Raw genomic sequence first — 21114 nt, 5'->3', positions numbered from 1 at the left:
CACCGTCCACGCCACCGAGAGATTGAGCCGCAGATGAACAAGCCGTCGGGCCGACGTCGCAAAGACCCCGCACACCGCCCCCTCCCCGCCCGCCCCAGAACGCTCGCCCTGGCGGCCGTCCTCGTCGTCGCCTGCACCCTCGGCGGCTACCTCACCCTGTCCGGCACCGACGACACCACCCCGACCGCGTCCGCGACGAACCGCTCGCCGCGCCAGCCGCTGTCCGGGGCCTCGGGGGAACCGGCCTGGGACGGCAAGGTCAAGGTGATCGGCGACGGCTCAACCTCCTACACCGGCCCGCAGAAGGGGCAGCTCAAGCCCCGGCCCCTCAAGCCCGGCGAGAAGCCGCCGCAGTTCGTGGTCTTCTCCTGGGACGGCGCCCTCCAGGGCGATGACGGACTGTTCGCGCACTACCGGGAGATGGCCAACCGGCACGACGCACATATGACCTTCTTCCTCACCGGGATCTACCTGCTGCCCAAGGGCAAGAAGGACCTGTACGACCCGCCGCAGCACTCCCGGGGTAGCGCGGCCATCAGTTTCCCCACCGATGAGCACGTCTACACCACCCTGGAGCAGCTGGGCGGGGCCTGGAAGGACGGCAACGAGATCGGCACCCACTTCAACGGGCACTTCTGCGGCCCGAAGGGCGGCGGCGACTGGAGCGTTGCCGAGTGGAAGAGCGAGATCGACCAGTTCTACGGCTTCGTCGAGAAGTGGAAGACGAACACCGGCAGGACCGACCTCGACCCACTGCCGTTCGATATACGCCGCGAGGTCACCGGCGGCCGCGCTCCCTGCCTCGAAGGCCAGGCCAACCTGCTCCAGGCCGCCAAGAACTACGACTGGCGCTACGACGCGAGCTCCGCCGGCGACTTCCAGATATGGCCGAAGAAGAAGAACGGCATATGGGACTTCCCGTTGCAGATGCTCCCGTACGAGGGCGGCAAGTACCAGGGCCTGTCCATGGACTTCAACTTCCTCTACAACCAGTCCGAGGGCAAGACCGACGGTGACCCGGCCATGCACCCGAAGTGGCAGCAGGAGACCCTGAACACCTACATGGCCGGGTTCAACCGCGTCTACTACGGCAGCCGCGCCCCATTGTTCATCGGCAACCACTTCGAGGAGTGGAACGGCGGCATCTACATGAAGGCCGTCGATCGCATGATAGAGGACGTGTGTACCAAGAAGGACGTCAAGTGCGTGTCCTTCAAGGAGCTTGCCGACTGGATGGACGTCCAGAAGCCCGCCACCCTGGAGCGGCTCCGCAGCCTCGACCCCGCCCAGTCTCCGGACTGGTCCAGCGTCGTGAAGTGACCGGCCAACGGCCGTCAACCGCCCCGTCGGTGACAGTCCGGAAACCTCCTTACATCAGTCGTCCTACCTCCTTCACACCAGCTGCACAAAGCGTGCGAAGATGCCGCTTAGCTCGGCGGTCCCATGCCGGGAAAAGAGGGAAGAACGCCAGTGAAGTCAAGAAAACTGAAGCACACGCGACGCCGGGCAACGATATTCACGGCGGCCGCCGCATCGGCCGTCGCGGGGGTCGCACTTCTGCCCAACTGGAACGCGGGCGCCTCCACGGTGACCGAGCCCCAGGTCGACGCAAGGACCAAGGCCGCCTTCCAGAGCTTGGCCGACGCGGTCTTCACCGACCGCACCAACGCGCTGGTCGACCGGCCTAGCCACGGCGGCAAGAAGGCCATCGCCGAGGGCTTTTCCGGCAAGGTGAAGCTCTCCTCCGGCATAGGCCGGACCGAGAACGCCGCCCGGAAGCAGCTCGACGACCGCAAGAACCGGCTGGCGCGCAACGGTGAGAAGTACAGCGCCGGCAGCACCAAGGTCACCCTGGACCGCACCGAGGTCAAAGGCCGCACCGCCGTCGCCAGGGTCACCGAGAACACCACCCTGACCTACGCGAAGGTCACCGGCGGCGAGCCGGGCACCACCGGTTTCCAGGCGCACCACGAACTGACCTTCACGGCAGACACGCAGGGCTCCTGGAAGGTCACGAAGATCCGCGAGACCGGCGACGGCTACCTCGCGGTCAACCAGCTCGCCCAGCCGAAGACCACAAGCGTGGCGGCCAAGACCACCACCACCACTCCGGCGGCGCCCCGCGCCGCCATCACGAAGCGCCCGCCGGCCGTCCCCAAGAACCTCACCGGCGGCGAGTACAACTACCAGGCGATGGCCGCGTACGCGGAGAAGCACTGGACGAACTACAACCCCGCCTACCCCAACTTCAACGGGGCCGGTGCCGGCGGCGACTGCACCAACTTCGTCAGCCAGTCCCTCAAGGAGGGCGGCTGGAAGCACGTGCCCGGTTACGTCTACGACTACACGCGCTGGTTCGGCACCGCCGACATCCAGTCGCACTCCTTCGTCGGCGTCAACGAGTGGTCCTGGTTCGCGCAGAACTCCAAGCGCACCACCAGCCTGGCCAACGTCTACCAGATGGACGTCGGCGACGTCCTCCAGATCGACTTCGACAAGGACGGGTCCAAGGACCACACCATGATCGTCACGTCGCGCCGTAATGGCGTGCCGTACCTGACGTACCACTCGACCAACACCCTGCGCCGTTCGGTGACGAGCATCATCTCGTCCTACCCGAACGCCGCGTACTACGCCTACCGCACCTGACGGTCGGCGGCCCCCGCGTCACAGCGCCCCTCGTCCGTGACGACGAGGGGCGCTGTGACGCGTCGCGGACACGGAGTAGCCCGATCGTTCTCAGAGAGTTGCCCGGTGACGCTAGTCGGCGTCCTGAATGCACTCCTGGGTGTACCTCGCGCAGTCGGTCATCATCCGGTCGATCTCTCGCTGCCCAGCCCGAGCGACTCACGGCCGGTCATGGAGTACAGCGGTGCCGGTGCCCCGCTTCGGCTTCTGGCAGGTGGCGCCGTTCTTCCCCGCCGCTTCCCGGTCGGCGAACAGGGCTTGGCGGGCGAGGTCGACGTCGAACGACCCCGCCGCCACTCATGCCTTCCCCCGGTGGGACAGCCGAGTTCCAGGTGCCCGAGCCGGAAGTGGCCGAGTTCGATCAGCTGGTTGCTGAACAAGCGCCTCACGGCTGACTCGCTGCAGCAGTCGATGTAGTCAAAGACGATCTGGTGGTCCTGCACCGCCCACGCCCCGCCAGTTGTGCGCACTTGCTCGCGGGTCAAGTCATCGAGGACCAGTCCGTGACCGTCGTCGACGTCGGTGGTCTCCAGGTCCAGGGCGGCGGGGACGGCAGCGGCCGGGCGCGGCACGGAGTCACTGCCTGTTCCGGAGCCTGGGCTCCACCGGCCTCCTCCACCACTCCCCCGCCGAGCAAAGTCCGAGCACGCGGCTCCCCCGCCCGGACGTGAAGTCCACCAGCAGTCGTCCGCAGCCGAGCGCCGTCAGGTGTCCTGTCCCAATAGACGCCGAACGGGCCGCCAGGCAGACGTCGGGCGCACTCGCCGTCGACCCACGTCAGGTGCGCAAGTCCGACTTCGTCCGACAGAAGGTCGATCCCTTGCGTGGTCCGGCAAGTAACAGGTCCAGGCCCTCCGCTGCATCGGTGGGTGATGGACAGTGTGCGTACGGCAGGCTGGCGGGTGCCAAGCAAGTTCGCGGGGTATCCGCAGCCCGCTCAACCACACTGTCCGATCCACATGTCTGTTCAGCCGCCGGCGCGCGCTCTCGTTCAGGGGTCGGTTTGGCGGACCGAGGTGTCGCGATGTGCTCCGAACTGCTTCCACTCAGCCTTGCAACGACGCCGACCCGTGCGAACCCAGAGTCCGCGGACCTCTCTCGTCTCACATCAGCCAGCTCGACAAACCGGGAAGAACTGTGACGACGGGATCACCACATCCGGCTGTGGGAGATGACGACCGTGTGATCTGCAAGACTGAGCCGGAATTGGCCCCCTCCAAACTGTCGGGGCGGGGCCTACGCTGTCGTATCGGGGTGGGGAATGCCGAAGCACCGGTTGTCCAGAAAGAACCGCTACATCGCCTTGGCTGCGACAAGTGCCGTCGTCGTCGTAGGCGGTGCCGGGTTCGCAGCGCAGAGCTCGATAGCCGCTCCGGCGTGGCCGACGCAGAAGACCTACACGGGCCGCGCGTTCGACGCTTGTACGGCGCCCTCGCTCACTGCGATGAAGGCGTGGAAGAAGGACGCGTACTACGGCGGTGTCGCGGTCTACATCGGTGGGAAGAACCGCGGCTGCGCGCAGCCCAATCTGACCAGGTCTTGGGTGAAGTCAATCGACACGAGCGGCTGGCGCGTCATTCCCCTCTACGTCGGCGCCCAACCGCCCTGCCAGAAGAGCGCAAACAAGGAGAGGTTCACCGCGGCCTCAGCGGCTTCGGTCGGGGCGCGCAACGCCAAGGACGCGATTGCCAAGGCCTCAGCGCTCGGCATGAAGGCCGGAAGCCCCATCTACCTCAACATGGAGTCCTACGACACCGCCGACAAGGTGTGCAACGACGCGACCCTCACCTACGTGCGGTCTTTTACGAAAACGCTGCGTGCCAAGACCTACCGCGCCGGCCTCTACGGCTTCAGCAGCTCAAGTGCCAAGGCGATCGCAACCGCCAAGGACCGTACGGACCTGCCAGGCAACCTCTGGTATGCCCTGTGGAACGGGCAGGAGACCACCACCAAGGACTGGCCTTGGAACCCGAAGCTGTACACCGACCACAGCCGCGGTCACCAGTACAAGGCCAACAGCAAGGAAACCCGCGGCGGTCACACCATCACCATCGACCGTAACTCCTGGGATGCGCCGGTCGCCATCATCGGCTGAGTGGCCGACCGGAAAAACACGGCCCAGTTTCGAAGTTTCATGACGGTCCGCCGACAGAGTCGGCGGACCGTTTTCATGCCGTGGGCTGTAGATGGGCAGGTCGAGAGACCGAGCGTCGATTCGGGCCGAGGGGTCCCCTCCTCTGCTCATCACCCTCTGCCCGTCGGCCGTCACGGCGCAGGCGGTGCTGCGCCGCTGGGACTGTAAAACGTTTGGCTCTGTCTCACATTCGGTGGTGACTCTGTGTGGTGAAGGGTCGTTGATATCGATGTGATGGATGTCAACCAGCTTGTGCAGATGGTCTTTTCGGGGATATCTCCGCTGGTCATTGAGGATGTGGTCGACGAGGGTGAGCGGGTCGTGGTGAGGGCGCGGACTCCGCAGAAGACCGCGCCCTGCCCGGTGTGCGGGGCGTCGTCGGGGCGTGTCCACGGTTATCACTGGCGGACCGTGGCCGACGTACCGGTCGACGGCCGACGAGTGGTGGTCCGCGTACGGGTGCGGCGTCTGGTCTGTCCCACACACGGCTGCCGTCACACCTTCCGCGAGCAGGTGCCCGGGGTGCTGGAGCGTTATCAGCGACGCACCACCCGCCTGACCGCGCAGGTCAAGGCGGTAGTCAAGGAGTTAGCGGGCCGGGCAGGGGCGCGCGTACTGGCGATACTCGCGGGAGGTCTGTCACGTCACACGGCTCTGCGTGCCCTGTTGCGGATCCCGTTGCCCACGGGACGGGTGCCCCGCGTGATCGGCGTCGACGATTTCGCTCTGCGCCGGCGCCACCGCTATGCCACTGTGGTGATCGACGCCGAGACCCATGAGCGGATCGACGTCCTGCCCGACCGCACGGCTGACACCTTGGAAGCCTGGCTGCGCAAGCACCCGGGCGTCGAGATCGTGTGCCGTGACGGCTCGGCGACCTACGCAGAGGCCGTCCGCCGCGCTCTGCCCGACGCAGTGCAGGTCGGTGACCGCTGGCATTTGTGGCACAACCTGTGCGAAGCCGCCCTGAGCGAGATCAAGGCGCACAGCACCTGCTGGGCCACCGTACTGGAGGCGCCCCTGTATGACGGGCCCCGCGCACGGACCACTCTGGAACGCTGGCACCAGATCCACGACCTCCTGAACCAGGGCGTGGGCCTCCTCGAATGCGGCCGCCGTCTGCAGCTGGCCCTGAATACCGTCAAACGCTATGCCCGAGCCGACCGGCCCGAGCGGATGCTCCGCGTCCCGAAATATCGCGCCAGCCTCGTCGATCCCTACCGCGAGCACCTGCGTAAACGCCGGGCCGACGACCCCGCCGTCCCCGTCCAGCACCTCTTCGGAGAGATCAAGGCCCTTGGCTTCACGGGCTGCCCCAACCTCCTGCACAAGTACATCAACCAAGGCCGCGCGGACGCCGACCGCAGCCATATCTCCGCACGCAGACTCGCCCGAATGCTCCTCACCAGGCCCGACAACCTCAAGGCCGAGCACCACGACCTCCTGGCCCGACTCACCGCCGCCTGCCCCGAGTTGGCCCAACTGGCAACCCACATCAGGACCTTCGCTCTACTTCTGAAGCCTCAGCCAGAAAACGCTGATGCACTCGACCCATGGGTCGCCCAGGTCCGCGCGGCCGATCTGCCGTATCTGCACGCCTTCACCCGCGGTCTCGAGCGAGACCGCGACGCTGTGATCGCCGCATTCACACTCCCGTACAGCAACGGACCGACCGAGGGCGTCAACACCAAGACCAAGCGGATTGCCCGCCAGATGCACGGACGAGCAGGCTTCACCCTCCTTCGCCACCGCATCCTCCTCGGATAACACCACGCAGAGTCACCACCGAATGTGAGACAGAGCCGCTCGTTTGACAGTCCCACGGAAAATTGCCAGGTCGGCACCTTTCTGGCCTACGCCTCGACGAAAGCCACTTCGACGCCGGTTCGCAATACATCTCATTTCGCCTCGCCGGACACCTCGACGCGGCTGGCATCGCGGCCTCCATCGGCTCGGTCGGCGACGTGTACGACAACGCGCTCATGGAGTCAACGATCGGCTTGTTCAAGACCGAGGTCATCAAACCGCAGCGGACGTGGAAGACGCTCTCTCACGTCGAGTTCGCCACCGCCGAGTGGGTCGACAGGTACAACCACCGTCGGCTCCACGCTGAGATAGGCACATCCCGCCCGTCGAATACGAGACCAACTACTACCGAGCAACCACGAAACCCCAGCTCACAGCCACCAACTGAGATCTCCACCGAACCCGGGGGCGGTTCAGTGAGCGCACACCTGGTCGCAGTGGTGGCTCAACAGTCAGCAGGCTCGTGGTCTTCGTGGCCGGTCGTGCTCGTAGTGTGCGATCTCCAGGACCTGCCGCCACGATTCGACATCGGGTCGGCGCCGTAGCAGTGCCCGGCGTTCGCGTTCCGTCATGCCGCCCCACAGCCCGAATTCCACGCGGTTGTCGAGCGCTTCGGCCAGGCACTCGGCGCGCACCGGGCAGCCCGTGCAAACCGCCTTGGCACGGTTCTGCGTGGCACTGTCCGCGAACAGTTCCTCCGCGTCGGTGCTACGGCAGGCCGCGTTCTCGCGCCACGATGTCCTCGCGTAAGTCACGTTTTCCTCCCCCGATGGCAGCTTCGGCGTAGTTGCGTAGTCGTCGGCGGATCGGGCGAGCAACTTCCCCACGTCTTACCGCCGAGCACCCCCAGTACCCGGTCAGCGAACGTACATCCTCCGCGATCACCACTCGGGTGGTGATCGCAAGGGTGTCCCCCTACCCCTTACAGCGATAGCCTCCGGCAGCAACAACCCGGCTACACCTCTGTGACAGATCGCCGCGGACCCTTCGCAAAAACCCCGGTCAGCCACAGCCGACAGGTGAGGTGACCGACCAGATTGAGGGTGACCACCCAGCCCGGAAGACACGGCCGTGGCGAGGTCACCTTCGACCCCGTGACGTGTGCCAGAGGACCTTGACCAAGTTCTCCGGCGCAGCCAGTACGTTCGGTGTCAAGCTGGGCGCGTCGACCCCGTACGACAAGGATCACTAGCAGCGGATCATCGCTGGCAGCAAGACCAATGCGAGACATGACCCCGGGGGAAAGAATGACAGGGTCTCAGGCAAGCCCGGTGTCTTCTACTCGTTCTAGAGCACTGATGCTCCTCGCCGTTCTGGCGCTGGCAGGATGCTCGCCTCAGGGAAGCGGTTCCGGCAACGAGGCGGGGGCCGAAGTCGGCACAGCACTGGCGACCGAGGGTACTCAGTCGAGCGGGGTCGTGGGGACCGAGAGCGCGAAGGTCGGCGAGGTCTGGTACTTCGCCCTCCCGGTGCCCTACAACACTTCCTCGCAGGCCATCGAGATCACTGAGGTCGCCCTCAAGCGCGTTCCCGCCGGGATCAAGGTCCTGGAGTACGGCGCTTATCACCTGGAGGACGCCGGCGGGCTCCCGCTCCTTGCGGACGACGGGGGGCCGCACACCCCTGATTTCGGGAAGCTGAAGAACTACGGCCTCAAGCCGGTGAAGGTCAAGGCCGGTGAAGAGAGCAACATCTTCTACCTGGCCAAGCTGAAGATCACCGCACCGCCGAAGGAAACAGCCCGCTGGTGCCGCTTCGACTACCGCCAAGGCGGCCAGGCCTACAGCCAGACCATGGACTGTGAAGTCGAGCTGAAAGTCGCCAAGTAGGCGCCCGTCCTCCCTACCGGCCCTCCGGTCCCGGTGCCCCGCGCGCTTCGCGGGACACCGGGGGCCGGACCGCACCGGCTGTGCAAGAAGCCGTCCTCGTGGCCAGGACCTCGCCCCCCAACCCCGCGCAGCGCCGGCACCCCACCAGCCCGCACGCACAAGGGCGCGCCCTCGACCTCCCCAGGTTTCAGGCGCGCCCTCTCACCCCAGTTCAGAAGGGGTGAACGTCATCTTCTCTGCCCCGCCGCCCCCTCGGTACGCCAGCCGTCCCGCTCCGTGGACCTCTCGGCGGTGGCGCACGTGACCTCGATCCACTTGTCTCTGGAGATTGTCGTGCTCATCCCCTGTCCGCGCCGCCGCACCGGCTGCCCCCGCCCCGGGGTTCCCGGCACCCGCTACCCGGCACGTGCTTTGCACCTGGGGCCGGTGATGGGTGGCCAGCGTGAGGGCCTGATCGAGGTCGGCGTGACCGACCCCGGCGACGGCTCGATACGGGTCTTCGACTGCATCGCCGTCCGCCGGCGGAACTGACGGCAGGTCACCCTGCTCTCGGTACGGTCCTACGGATGGTCGTTGCAGTCAGTACTGGAACCGACAGGTGCGCGGGGGACGTCGGGGCCGAAGCACCGCCAGGAACAGGGCCAGTTGCCCAGCCTGGACTTTTCGTCGAACCGCCTTCGGGATTCGAAGCCGATTCCTCCGCTTGACGAGGATCTGGAAGAGCACCCCGGGGGAGCGTCGGGCGATGCCACCGAATTCCATCGCTCAGTACAGAAACCTGGGAAAGATCGGCCTGAGGCCCGGCCCGGCTTCGCCTGGCCCCACCTCGCCCCCCATAAGAGGAATCCGGCATTCAGCCCTTTCATAGATCCGAGTATGGTGAGGAAAGTCTCGCCCTCTCCTCATACCACATTTCCGCACAAGCGCTGGATCGCCTACCTCTCCTCCCCGCCCTCCCTCCTCCATGTACCCGAAGGACTGGGGGCAGCGGCCTGCCGATCCCGCAGATCACCGAACCTGCGGACCACTCCCGGTGCGTATTGAGGTAGATCCGGATTTTTCGTTCAAAGCGGGTGGGCCGCGATGCCCACGCCGCTGAGCGGGACCACTGCCGGTTCGCCGGCCTGATCCCCGAAGTCGTTTCGTACCAGGCCATGTTCGGCCTTCTCGAGCAGTCGGCGATACAAACGCACGGCGAATGTAGAGATTTCAACTTGTTCGCCCTGTGGGCGGACCGGGAAGTTCTCCACATTCACCGCGACAGCCTCGCCGTGTGACCGCGAAGCGGGTATCGGCACGACTCGGCATCTTCGACGATGCCATCGAGATCAAGACACACCCAAGTCGCCCCAACGCCCTCCCGGCCGATTTCCGACGTACCACCGAGCGCACGGGAACTCGGTCGCAACCCGCTCCGCCTGGCCCCTCCGCCTGGAATACGAAGGCACCAGACACCTCAAGTCCCCCCGAAAGGGAAGGCAACCGCCGAAGAAGAGGAGATTATTTTGCCAGGGAGATATTGAAGTGCTCGGCGGGATCGGGTCGAATGGGCCGACTCACTAGGTGCAAGGAGCACGAAGAGCCCGTCATGACCCACCACAGCCAGTTGTACGCGCCTGCCCCGCAAGCCCGGGCAGCGAGACAGCCGTTCGTCCCTCGCTCCTCCGCGAACAGCGCCGCGACCGCGCTTCCCACGGCAGCGGAACGCGCGTGGCTCGACAGCTTCCTGGGCACACGTCCCCTGACCGACGCCGAAGTGCGGCGGCACGAACGGCGGAATGCGCTGCACACGCTGAGGGGCCTCCAGGCGCTCGCCCGGTTCGCGGAGGAGCGAGTGGACGCGTTCGCGGCCTCCATCGGGGTACCGCTCTCCACCGTCGAGCTGATCACACGTCGGATCGGTAACCCTATGGTCCGTGCCCAGGTGGTGGGCAAATTGATCGTCGCGGCCGAGCGCGGCGTGGACTTCCGGCTCGGACCCGCCTCCTGGCTGCCCGACGGTCTGGACGGGGTGGGAGAGATCGGCGCCGTCTTCGGCAACCTCGTCGACAACGCCCTGGACGCTGTCACCGGTACCGGACGGCCGGAACCCCGCGTGCGGGCCGTGCTCCGATACGACCGGGGCATCGTCGACCTCTCCGTGTACGACAACGGGCCCGGTGTGGCGCCCCACTTGCGGAACTGGGTCTTCGAGCAGGGCTCCTCGACGAAGACGGCATCGTCCATAAGCCCCCGCGGGATCGGCCTCGCGCTGGTACGCGCCATCGCCGAGGCACGGAACGGGTCGGTCGAAGTGAGGGGCGAGGAAAGCGGCGGCGCCGTCTTCACCGTCCGCATGTGCGCCGCCGAACAACACCACGGAGCCCACCGACACGTCACCTGCCGGGCGAACACGGGTCCGTCCAGACGACGTCGGGGAGACCGGTGATCAACGTGCTCGTCGTCGACGACGACTTCTACGTGGCGAGGATCAACGCCCACTACGTATCCGAGATACCCGGCTTCCAAGTGGCGGGAATCGCCCACAGCGCGGCTCCGGCCCTGGCGGCCGTCGAGCGCGGTGGGATCGACCTCATCCTGCTGGACCAGCACCTCCCCACCGAGAGCGGACTGTCCGTCGCCCGCCGCCTGCGCGGCCTGGACCTGGACGTCGACATCGTCATGGTCACCGCCGACCGCAGACCCGCCTCGGTCCGCGCGGCCCGCCGCGCGGGTGTCCTGCACTACCTCGTCAAACCCTTCACCTGCGAAAACCTCCGCGAGAAGCTGGAGTCGTACGCCACGATGCGCGCCGTGCTCGACGACACCACGGAGATGAACCAGGAAGCCGTCGACAGGTCCCTGGGCAGCCTGATCCCTCCGGACACGGGGTGGGACCTGCCCAAGGGTTTCTCCGAGCGCACCGCGGACCTGGTCTCGCGGGTGGTCGAGGAGCACGGTGCCGGGCGCCAGCTCGCCGCCCAGGAGGTGTCCGAGCTGACGCAGATCAGCCGCTCGACCGCGCAGCGGTACCTGAAGCTCCTCGCCGACAGCGGGCGGCTGCGGCTCACCCTCAAGTACGGCACCAGCGGCCGACCAGAGCATCTCTACTCCTCGGCGTGAGCCGAACCAGGACCCTACGGGATATGGACGCCTCCCCCGGACGGCCCGCACCCCCGTCGGTCTGCTGACGGTCCTCCCTCACGGCCCGGCAAGACCCGACCACGCGACAGGAAACCCATAGTGCCGATCCGTTTTCTCCCCGAGCCCGGTCCCACTCGGCTGCTGACGCTCATCACCATGGTGATGAGCCTGGGGCAGGGGCTGTGGATGGCTCTGAGCGCCCTCTACGCGGTGACAGTCGTCGGCCTGTCACCCGGCGAACTGGGCACCGCCCTGGGCGTCGCGGCTCTCCTCGTCCTGCTGTCCAGCATCCCGCTGGGCCACCTCGCCGACCGCGGGGGACCGCGTACCGTACAGCTGTGGTCGTTCCTCGCCCTGGCCCCGCTGACCGCCGCCCTGGTCGCGGCGCAGGGCTTCTGGTCGTACCTAATCATCACCTCCGTGCAGGGACTGGCCTACCGAGCCGGCAACAACGCCCGTAAGGCGATGATCGCGGCCAACGTGCCCCGGGAGAACCGGGTGCACGTCATGGCGTACATCCGGGCCGCGGTCAACGCGACCCTGGCGGTCGGTGCCTGTCTGGCCGGTCTCGTCCTGGTGTGGGACGAACGCGTCGGCTACGTGAGCGCCGTCCTCTTCACCGCCCTCTGTTTCCTGATCACAGGAGTGCTCACGCTCAAGGAGCGAGCGGTTCCCCCGGTGCCCGCCAAGCCCGGCGCGGCCTTCTCGGTGCTGCGGGACACACCGTTCCTGGCGTTCACCGTGCTGGACGGCGCCCTCGTCACCCACGCCCTGCTGCTCGACCTCGTCCTGCCCCTGTGGGTCATCCAGCACACGGACGCGCCGCGCTGGACGAGCGCGGCGCTGCTCCTGCTGAACACCGTGCTGGTCGTGGCCTTCCAGACGCGGGCCGCGCGCGGCGTCCGCGACCCGAGGTCCGCCTCCTTCGCGAGCTTCCAGGGCGCCGGCTGCGTGGCGGGCGCCTGCCTGCTCTTCGCCCTGACCGACGACGCAGATGTCGTGGCGGCTTGTGTGCTGCTGGGCGTCGGCGCGCTGCTGCACGCGTTCGGGGAAATCCGGCAGGCGGCGGGCAGCTGGACCATCGTCTTCGATCTGGCGCCCGACCACGCGCAGGGCCAGTACCAGGGTACGTACAAGATGGGCGGGGACATCGGCAAGATGTTTGCCCCCGCCGTGTTCACCTGGCTGATCATCGGTCACGGCGCCCTCGGCTGGGTCGTGCTAGCGGTGGCCTACGCCGTGCTGGGCGCCGCTGTTCCGGCCGTCGTGGCCCTCGGTGGCCGCAGTGCGGCCTCGACGAAGGATCCTGCCACGGTCTGAGCTCTCCTGCCCGGCCTGCCCGTATATCCCGCGGCGGCGTGCACCCTCCAGGGGCACGCCGCCGCCCTGTTTCCGGCCGACAGCCGCTCCGTGAAGCAGACGGCCCACCGACCGCCGGCCAGGCCGCCGTCGGCCAGCGGGGAAAACGAGCAGAACGTTCCTTTTCCCGGTCAAGGATGTTTAGCGCGGCAGCGCGCACAACCGGGACCGGCTCCCGGAGCCGTCGATAGCTTCGTATGCAATCCGCCGTCGACGAGTTCGGACAGACATGACCACAGCATCGGACATACGCCTGGGTGCCGGCCTTCTGAAGCACGCGCTCGTCCAGCCGGACCGCACCGCGTTGACCGTGGGGCACCGTGCGTACAGCTATGCCGAGGCCGCGACCACGGCTCGCCGCTGGGCCGCCCTGCTGGTCGAGGCCGCAGATGGCCGGCCCGCCCGGGTCGGAGTCTTCGCCCACCGCAGCGAGGCCTCCTACCTGGGAGTCGCCGCCGCGTTGTGTGCGGGCGCCGCGTTCGTCCCGCTGAACCGCAGGTTCCCGGCCGAGCGGACCCGCTCGATGCTGGAGAGCGCCGACGTCGACGCGATCGTCGTGGACGCGGCCTCCCTGCCCGGCCTCGCCGACCTGCTGCGGGGGCTGCCGCGCAAGCCGGTCGTTCTGCTCCCCGACGTCGAGCGGGCCCAGGTCGGGGAACTGGGTGACGTACGGGTCCTGGATGCCCGGGACCTGGCCGCCGCCACGCCGCTGGAGGAACTGCCCCCGGTCGCACCCGACGACATCGCCTACCTGCTGTTCACCTCGGGCAGCACGGGTGCGCCCAAGGGCGTCCCCGTCACCCACGGCAACGTACGCGCGTTCCTCGACGCCAACCAGGAGCGCTACCGCCTCACCCCCGAGGACCGGCTGACGCAGACCTTCGACCAGACCTTCGACCTGTCGGTCTTCGACCTCTTCATGGCCTGGGAGAACGGGGCCCGAGTCTGTTCGATGGACCCCATCGAGCTGCTGTCTCCGTTCAAGTACCTGGAGCGCAACCAGATCACCGTCTGGTTCTCCGTGCCATCCGTCGCCGCCGTCCTGCGGCGGCGCGGGGTACTCCGCCCCGGGACGATGCCCACGCTGCGCTGGAGCCTGTTCTGCGGCGAGGCGCTGCCCCGCGAGACCGCCGAGGCCTGGCAGGCGGCCGCCCCCCGGTCGGTGGTGGAGAACCTGTACGGTCCCACCGAACTGACCATCGCCTGCACAGTGCACCGCTGGGACCCGGTCACCGGGCTGGCGGGCTGCGTCCACGACAACGTGCCGATCGGCCGCCCCTACTCGGGCCTGCATCCGCTGGTGATCGGTGAGGACGGCACCCCAGTGGCGGACGGTCAGGTGGGGGAGCTCTGCATGGCGGGCCCGCAGACCACACCTGGCTACTGGCGGGCGCCCGAACTCACCGCCGAGCGATTCTTCCCGTACAAGGGGCGAACCTACTACCGCACCGGCGACCTGGTGCGCTGGCAGGACGACGCCTACGTCTGTCTGGGCCGCAACGACCAGCAGATCAAGGTCGGCGGCTACCGCGTCGAACTGGGCGAGATCGAGGCCGTCCTACGGCGGGCCGGCGCTGCGGAGGCGGTCGCCCTGCAGTGGCCGGACGCCAACACCGTGACCGCTGTCGTCTGCGGCGACGTCGATTCCACGGCGCTCACCGCGGCCTGCGAGGCCACTCTGCCCCCCTACATGACACCCGCCCACATCCATGTGGTGGCCGAGATGCCCGTCAACGGCAACGGCAAGACCGACCGGGGCGCACTGCGCGACCGCCTCCGGGCCGGCCTGTGACCGCCGCCCCCACCTCTTTACCAAACGCCGCCCGAAGAAAGGCCACTGTGAGCACAGTCGACCAACTCGTCGCCCGCACCCTGGGAATCACCGAGGATCGTCTCACCGCCGATCTCGCCTACCAGTCCGTCCGCGAATGGGACTCGCTCGGCCACGTCGCGCTCATCGTCGCCCTGGAGCAGGAGTACGGCGTCGAAATCGGCGACGACCTCATGCTGGAACTGCGCACGCTCGGCGCAGTGCGCGCCTTCGCCGACGGCCTGGCGAACCCCGCGGCCGCCGCCGGCTCCACAGCGCCCGCTCCCCACACCGGTGCCCCCGACGGAACGCCGCTCGACGGCACCGTCCACCGGGGTCTGGAGAGCGTCACCTTCGACCAGTCCGCCATCACCCTCATCGACGGCGCCGAGGGCACCCTGGAGTACCGGGGCTACAGCATCCACGACCTCGCCGAGCACGCCTCCTTCGAGGAGGTCGCCCACCTGCTGGTCCACGGCCACCTCCCCGACGCTGCCGCCCTCGAGGTCTTCGCCAAACAACTGCGCGCGGCCCGCACGCTGCCCGCGCCGGTCCTGGACCTCGTCCGGTCCCTCGCGCACGCCCACCCGATGGAGGCTCTGCGTACCTGCGTCTCGGCGCTCGGCGCCTTCGGCGCCCGCCGGCCGGCGGGCGCCGACGAGAGCTACACGGAGGCCCTCGAAGCCGGAATCGAACTCATCGCCCGCATACCGATGATCGTCGCAGCGCACCACGCCTTCCGCAGCGGCCGCGAACCGCTCTGGCCCCGCGAGGATGCCGGCCACGCCGAGGCGTTTCTCACCGTGCTGCTGGGAGAGAAGCCCACCCCGGCCGCGGTCCGCGTGATCGACAAGGGCTTCGTCGTCCACGCCGACCACGGGTCCAACGCCTCCGCGTTCACCGCCCGCGTCGCCATCGGCTGCCGCGCCAACATGACCGCGGCGCTCACCGCCGCCATCGCCGCCTTCTCCGGTTCGGTGCACGGCGGCGCCGCCGAACGGGTCATCGGACTCGTCGACGAGGTCGGCACCCCCGAGAACGCCGAGGCCCACGTCGCCGCCCTCCGGGGCCGGGGCGAGCCCGTCATGGGCTTCGGCCACCGCGTCTACCGCACCGAGGACCCGCGCGTGCGCCATCTGCGTGCCAGCGTCGTCGAATTGAGCGAGGAACGCAGCGACCGCACCGGCCTCGACATCCTGGACGCGGTCGCCGCCGCGATGCGGCCCTGGCAGCGGCACGGCGTCGCCGCCAACGTCGACCTCTACGCCGGTCTCTCCTACCGCCTCCTTGGGCTGCCGGACGACCTGGCCGTCGCCCTGTTCGTCGTCGGACGGGCGCCCGGCTGGGTTGCTCAGGCGCTGGAGCAGCACGCCAACAACGTCCTCATCCGCCCGCTGCTGGCCTACGCGGGCCCGCGCGGTCTGGCCTACCCCGCAGGAGCCGCGCGATGAGCACCATGCCCGTCCCGCCCTCCCTGCCGTCGCGGCTGCCGGACTTCGCCGAAAAGCACGGCTTCGACCTCGGCGCCGTCCCCTATACCGGCCGCGTCCTGCTGGAATCGCTGCTGAGGGGCGAAGACCCCGCGCAGGCCGCGGTCCTGGGCAAGCGCCTGGCACTCGGCGAGGACCCGGCCCTGGAGATGCCGTTCCGCCCCGCCCGCATCCTGGTGCAGGACTACACCGGCATCCCGCTCCTGGTCGACCTGGCCGTACTGCGCGACCGGGCTGCCGAGCCGGGCCGCGTCAACCCGGCCCTCCCCGTCGACGTGGTCGTCGACCACTCGGTGCAGACCGACTGGGCGGGCCGCCCGGATGCCCTGGGCCTGAACGAGGCCCTGGAGATGTCCCGCAACCACGAGCGCTATGCCTTTCTCAAGTGGGCCGAAGGCGTCTTCGACGGGGTGCGGGTCATCCCGCCGGGGCGCGGCATCGTCCACCAGGTCAATCTGGAACAGCTGGCCACCGTAGTCACCGAGGGCCCCGACGGCTCCCTGATGCCAGACACCGTCCTGGGCACCGACAGCCACACGACCATGGTCAACGGCCTGGGCGTGCTCGGCTGGGGCGTCGGCGGCCTGGAGGCCGAGGCGCAGATGCTGGGCCTGGCCCAGGCGATCCGCATCCCGCCGATCGTTGGGGTGCGGCTGACCGGCACCGTCAGCCCCGGGACATCGCCCACCGACGTGGTCCTGGCTCTGACCCGCCGCCTCCGCGAGGAGAACGTCCAGGGCCTGATGGTGGAGTTCACCGGCCCCGGCGTCGAGGAACTCTCCGCGCCGGACCGCTGCACGGTGGCCAACATGGCCCCCGAGTACGGCGCCATGTCGGCGTTCTTCCCGGTGGACGAGGAGACCCTCGACTACCTGCGGCGAACTGGGCGCGACGAGGCGGCGGTGACCCGCGTACGGGAGTACTGCCGGGAGCAGCGCCTGCTCCGGGAGGGCGCCGAGCCCGCCTTCCGGCGAACCCTCACCTTCGACCTGGGCGAGGTGGGCCCGAGCCTGGCCGGCCCCAGCCGCCCCGACCAGCGCATCTCCCTGGGCGAACTTCCGGGTTCGCTGGCCGCGCTCTGCCCGCAGGGTCTGCGGAGCGAGGCCGGTGTCCAGGATGGTGACCTCGTCGTCGCGGCCATCACCTCCTGCACCAGTACCTCCAACCCCAAGGCCATGCTCGCCGCCGGCCTGCTCGCGAAGCGCGCCGTCGAGCGCGGTCTCCGCGTGCCCGCCCACGTCAAGACCAGCCTGTCGCCCGGCTCCAGAGCCGTCACCCGCTATCTGGCCGACGCCGGACTCCTCACCGACCTGGAAACGCTCGGCTTCCACGTCGCCGGGTACGGCTGCATGACCTGCAACGGCGGTAGCGGCCCTCTCAACGAGGGCATCGGCGAGGCCGTCGACCGCGCGGACCTGACCGTGGCCGCCGTACTGAGCGGCAATCGTAATTTCGCCTCCCGGGTCCACAGCCAGGTCCGCGCCGGCTACCTCGCCTCGCCCGCCCTCGTCGTCGCGCTCGCTCTGGTCGGCAATGTCCGCACGGACCTCGAGAGCCAGCCACTGGGCATGGACCGCGACGGCAGACCCGTGCACCTGCGGGACCTGTGGCCGCACGCCGGCGAGCTGCGCGAGCTGGAGGCGCGGTACGTCACCCCCGAGGTGTTCGCACCCGACCACACACCACAGCCCGCCTGGGAGGCGATCACCGCCGCCGACAGCGAGGTGTACGCGTGGGACGAGTCCTCCACCTACATCCGTCCGCCCGCGTACGTGGACTGCGAGGGCGGACTTCCCGTCCTGAGCGGGGCACGCGCTCTGGTGGCCCTTGGCGACTACGTCAGCACCGACCACATCTCCCCCGTCGGCGCCATCCCGGCGGCCTCCCCGGCCGGGGAGTACCTGCGGGAGAGGGGCGTACAGGACTTCAACTCCTACGGCTCCCGCCGGGGCAACCACGAGGTGATGGCCCGCGGCACCTTCGGCAATCCGCGGCTGCGCAACCTGCTGGTGGGCGAAGGCGAAAGCGGCGGCACCACCCTGCACCTGCCCAGCGATGAGCGGCTGCCCGTCTACGACGCCGCACGGCGCTACACCGGGAGCGGCACCCCCCTGATCGTCCTGGCGGGGCGCGGCTACGGCATGGGCTCCTCCCGTGACTGGGCAGCCAAGGGCCCCTGGCTGCTCGGCGTCCGCGCGGTTCTCGCCGAGGACTTCGAGCGCATCCACCGGGCCAACCTGTGCGCCATGGGCATCCTGCCCCTGCTCCTGCCCACCGGGCGGAGCTGGAGCGACCTCGGTCTGACGGGCCGCGAGGAATTCGACATCGATCTGTCGCAGGTGCGCGGGAGCGGCGAGGCCCATGTCACGGCCGACGGCATCGGGTTCACCGTAAGGGCGGACGTGCGGTCGGCCGGTGAGTGGAACGTTCTGCTGGCCGGCGGCACGCTGCCCTACCTGCTGCGGACCATGGGGACACGGCGGGAGGACACCGCGTGACGCACATCCTGGACGCCCTGGGTCTGCGCACGGCGGCCGAAGCCGACGCGCTCGCTTCAGGCGCGAAGACATTCGTCCCCGTCCACGCCGGTACCCACGACCTGCCCATCGGCACCCTCCTGGATGCCTTGGCCAAGGACCCGTCGTTGCTGCCGCCGCGCACCGGCCACCTGGGGAACTGGGAGGACATCGCGGCCGGACGGGCCGGGCCGATGGACTTCAACACCGCCGTCTGCGGGGGTGGCCACGGCTACCCTCTGATCTACGGCTTCACCCGCACCGAGGCCGACACTGCGGGCGGCGACGAGGCGTACCAGCCCGGCTGCCTCATCGACCAGGGCAAACGGCACGTTCTGCCGCTGCACACCTGGGCCGGCTCCCGCTTCGTACGCCGCGACCGCACCGCACCGCTGTTCTGCCCCCTGGTGCAGGCCGAGGTCGACGGTCAGCTCATCCCCCTGGTGGACCTGCACAAGCAGCGGATGGCGGCCCTGCCCGACTACCGCTTCCGGTACTGGGCCACCGTCCTGACCGACCGCGCCGACCTCGTCACCGACATGCTCACCCTGCTCCTGGAACAGGCCGCAGCCCAGGGGCGCAACCAGGCGTTCGCCGAACTGATCAGCCAAGCGGTACGCCTGGACGGCGAGGTGGCCCGCTGCCGGGTGCGCCCGGAGGGCGCCGGCTACCTAGTGGAGGACCAGCACTACCCTTCGGCGCGCTCGCTGGCCGAGGCGGTCATGGTGACGGTCCAGGCGCTGGTGGACCCGGCCGCGTTCTTCGCCCGTCTGCCCGAGCTGCCGCCGCTGCTCCCTGTGATGTCGCTCCAGCTCACCAACGTCCTTTTCGCGCTGCTGGACACGCACCACCCCGACGTACCGCCCGGCCCTCCGGAACAGCCCTTCATCACCCATCTGCACTGGGGAGCGCGCGCCATGGCCGGCTGCCCGCCCCGGCGCAACGGCTACCTGACCCGGCGCTCCACCGTGCGTTCCCTGCGCGCGATCACCGACCCGCTGGTCGAGCACTTCGAGGCCGCCCGCCCGGTGGCGTTCGTCCTGCTGCCCGCCCAGACCTTCATGCTGTGTCCGCCCAGCACCTCTCCCCGCGACATCAACCTGCTGTGCGACCTGTTCGCCCGGCTCCGGGCCGCCGACCCGGAAGCCGCACACGGCACGACGCTGCGCTGGCTGGAGGGCAACGCCGAGTCACTCTCGCCATACCTGCGCGGCCGGTTCGCCGGGGGCAGCGGGGTCCCGGCCGACGGCACCGTGCGGGAGCCCGCCGTACCGGTCGAACCGGACCGGTTCCGCACGCTCACCTTCCGTCAGGCATGCGCGGCGGTCGCCGCGTTCGAGGAGGTTCTCGGATGAAGCTCGCCCACCGCGAGATCGTCATCGCCCTGCGCGAACCTTTCGTGAGCAACAACGGCGTCACCACCCAGGTACGCCAGCGCGTCGTCGAGCTGACCTGGCGTGACCTGCGCGGGTTCGGCACCGCCCGCGGCGCCGAACCCGCCGGGCTCGATGCCTGCGCGCCCGCGCTGGCCGGAGCGTCCCCGTACAGCTTGCGGGCGGCGCTCGATGCGCTTCCCGATGTCGGCGCGGCGACCCGTTCAGCCGTCGACATGGCCTTGCACGACCTGCTCGGCAAGGCCGTCGGCCGCCCACTGCACCAGTTGCTGGGGCTCGACGGCCTGCCCGTACCACCTACCGCCCTGTCCATCGGCGCTTGCCCCGACGACGAGTTGGTCCACAGGGGCCTCGCGCTCGCGCACTGGCCGGTCCTCAAGCTCAAGCTCACCGCGCAGGACGACGGGAGCCGCGCCGGAGTCCTCCGCTCCGTCTATCCCGGCCGTATCCGCGTCGACGGCAACGGCTCGTGGGATCTGGCGCAGGCCCTCAGGGTCGCGGAAGAGCTGCACCGCCACGATGTCGAACTCCTGGAGCAGCCCATCGCTCCCGGCCGCCCCGATGACCTGCGTCAGGTCCACGAGCGCTCGCCCATCCCCGTCTTCGCCGACGAGGACTGCGCCACGCCCGAGGACGTGCTGCGCCTACGCGGACACGTCAGCGGCGTCAATATCAAACTCGTCACCTGCGGCGGCCTGTCCGAGGCCCATCGCATGATCCTGCTGGCCCGCGCCTGCGGACTGCGGACCATGCTCGGCTGCAAGGTGGAGAGCGCGCTGGGCGTCTCCGCCATGGCGCAGCTCGCCCCTCTCGCGGACCACCTCGATCTGGACGGCCCCATCGGGCTGCGCGACGACCCGTTCACTGGGGTACTGATCGACGAGGGGACCCTCTCCCTGCCCACCGGCCCCGGCATCGGTGCCACCCCCCTCCAGCAGACTCCGACTCATTTGGAAAAGGACTGA

At 68.7% G+C, this 21114-nt stretch carries 17 protein-coding genes; 14 read left to right on the top strand and 3 right to left on the bottom strand.

Annotated features, from left to right (window positions below):
• The first annotated feature begins 33 nt into the window (after window positions 1–33).
• Complete coding sequence (locus IE264_RS34160) at window positions 34–1320, top strand: polysaccharide deacetylase family protein (protein ID WP_094211889.1); 1287 nt, start codon at window positions 34–36, stop codon at window positions 1318–1320.
• A 150-nt stretch (window positions 1321–1470) separates the two neighbouring features.
• Window positions 1471–2649, top strand: coding sequence for an amidase domain-containing protein (locus IE264_RS34155; RefSeq protein WP_094211890.1), 1179 nt, complete (start codon window positions 1471–1473; stop codon window positions 2647–2649).
• 198 nt (window positions 2650–2847) lie between these two features.
• Here the strand turns inward: IE264_RS34155 and IE264_RS34150 are convergent, their stop codons facing one another.
• Window positions 2848–2985: a hypothetical protein gene (locus IE264_RS34150; RefSeq protein ID WP_179280783.1), complete on the bottom strand. Its 138-nt coding sequence runs from the start codon at window positions 2983–2985 to the stop codon at window positions 2848–2850.
• A gap of 964 nt (window positions 2986–3949) precedes the next feature.
• On the opposite strand from IE264_RS34150, the gene IE264_RS34145 reads away from it, so the two are divergent.
• The 3 genes from IE264_RS34145 (at window position 3950) to IE264_RS38775 (ending at window position 7173) form a co-directional block, all read left to right on the top strand.
• Window positions 3950–4783, top strand: a complete 834-nt coding sequence (locus tag IE264_RS34145) for a glycoside hydrolase domain-containing protein (protein WP_094211891.1) — start codon at window positions 3950–3952, stop codon at window positions 4781–4783.
• Window positions 4784–5056: 273 nt separating this feature from the next.
• Window positions 5057–6589: an ISL3 family transposase gene (locus IE264_RS34140; protein WP_373301950.1), complete on the top strand. Its 1533-nt coding sequence runs from the start codon at window positions 5057–5059 to the stop codon at window positions 6587–6589.
• Window positions 6590–6651: 62 nt separating this feature from the next.
• The gene (locus IE264_RS38775) at window positions 6652–7173 is read left to right on the top strand and encodes an integrase core domain-containing protein (RefSeq protein ID WP_190167778.1); all 522 of its coding nucleotides are present in this window, start codon (window positions 6652–6654) and stop codon (window positions 7171–7173) included.
• Here IE264_RS38775 and IE264_RS34130 read toward each other — a convergent pair.
• Window positions 7081–7383, bottom strand: coding sequence for a WhiB family transcriptional regulator (locus tag IE264_RS34130; RefSeq protein WP_094211508.1), 303 nt, complete (start codon window positions 7381–7383; stop codon window positions 7081–7083). The two genes, IE264_RS38775 and IE264_RS34130, sit on opposite strands and share 93 nt — an antisense overlap.
• Window positions 7384–7926: 543 nt before the next feature.
• On the opposite strand from IE264_RS34130, the gene IE264_RS34125 reads away from it, so the two are divergent.
• Window positions 7927–8457 (top strand): hypothetical protein, encoded by a 531-nt coding sequence (locus IE264_RS34125; RefSeq protein ID WP_094211509.1) that lies wholly within the window; start codon window positions 7927–7929, stop codon window positions 8455–8457.
• A 1064-nt stretch (window positions 8458–9521) separates the two neighbouring features.
• On the opposite strand, the gene IE264_RS34120 is transcribed toward IE264_RS34125, so the two are convergent.
• Window positions 9522–9713 carry a hypothetical protein gene (locus tag IE264_RS34120; protein WP_143681167.1) on the bottom strand — a complete coding sequence of 64 codons (192 nt, stop codon included), beginning with the start codon at window positions 9711–9713 and terminating at the stop codon, window positions 9522–9524.
• Between the two features lie 332 nt (window positions 9714–10045).
• Between IE264_RS34120 and IE264_RS34115 the strand changes: the two genes are divergently transcribed.
• The 8 genes from IE264_RS34115 (at window position 10046) to IE264_RS34080 (ending at window position 21114) form a co-directional block, all read left to right on the top strand.
• A complete protein-coding gene (locus IE264_RS34115) occupies window positions 10046–10885 on the top strand; it encodes a sensor histidine kinase (protein ID WP_179280745.1) in 840 nt (279 codons plus the stop codon).
• Window positions 10882–11559 carry a response regulator gene (locus IE264_RS34110; protein WP_190167777.1) on the top strand — a complete coding sequence of 226 codons (678 nt, stop codon included), beginning with the start codon at window positions 10882–10884 and terminating at the stop codon, window positions 11557–11559. The genes IE264_RS34115 and IE264_RS34110 overlap by 4 nt, the downstream gene beginning before the upstream one ends.
• Window positions 11560–11679: 120 nt before the next feature.
• Window positions 11680–12900, top strand: coding sequence for an MFS transporter (locus IE264_RS34105; RefSeq protein WP_190167776.1), 1221 nt, complete (start codon window positions 11680–11682; stop codon window positions 12898–12900).
• A gap of 268 nt (window positions 12901–13168) precedes the next feature.
• Window positions 13169–14731, top strand: a complete 1563-nt coding sequence (locus IE264_RS34100) for an amino acid adenylation domain-containing protein (protein WP_094211514.1) — start codon at window positions 13169–13171, stop codon at window positions 14729–14731.
• A gap of 47 nt (window positions 14732–14778) precedes the next feature.
• The gene (locus IE264_RS34095; protein ID WP_190167775.1) at window positions 14779–16200 is read left to right on the top strand and encodes a citrate/2-methylcitrate synthase; all 1422 of its coding nucleotides are present in this window, start codon (window positions 14779–14781) and stop codon (window positions 16198–16200) included.
• Window positions 16197–18737 carry an aconitate hydratase AcnA gene (gene acnA, locus IE264_RS34090; protein ID WP_190167774.1) on the top strand — a complete coding sequence of 847 codons (2541 nt, stop codon included), beginning with the start codon at window positions 16197–16199 and terminating at the stop codon, window positions 18735–18737. The genes IE264_RS34095 and acnA overlap by 4 nt, the downstream gene beginning before the upstream one ends.
• Window positions 18734–20110, top strand: a complete 1377-nt coding sequence (locus IE264_RS34085) for a DUF6025 family protein (protein WP_190167773.1) — start codon at window positions 18734–18736, stop codon at window positions 20108–20110. Before acnA ends, IE264_RS34085 begins: the two co-directional genes overlap by 4 nt.
• Window positions 20107–21114, top strand: a complete 1008-nt coding sequence (locus IE264_RS34080; protein ID WP_179280746.1) for a mandelate racemase/muconate lactonizing enzyme family protein — start codon at window positions 20107–20109, stop codon at window positions 21112–21114. Before IE264_RS34085 ends, IE264_RS34080 begins: the two co-directional genes overlap by 4 nt.

The organism is Streptomyces microflavus, assembly GCF_014650075.1.
GTDB lineage: Bacteria > Actinomycetota > Actinomycetes > Streptomycetales > Streptomycetaceae > Streptomyces > Streptomyces microflavus.
The sequence above is the reverse complement of the archived record's forward strand: the minus strand, read 5'-3'. Positions and strand labels throughout refer to the sequence as shown.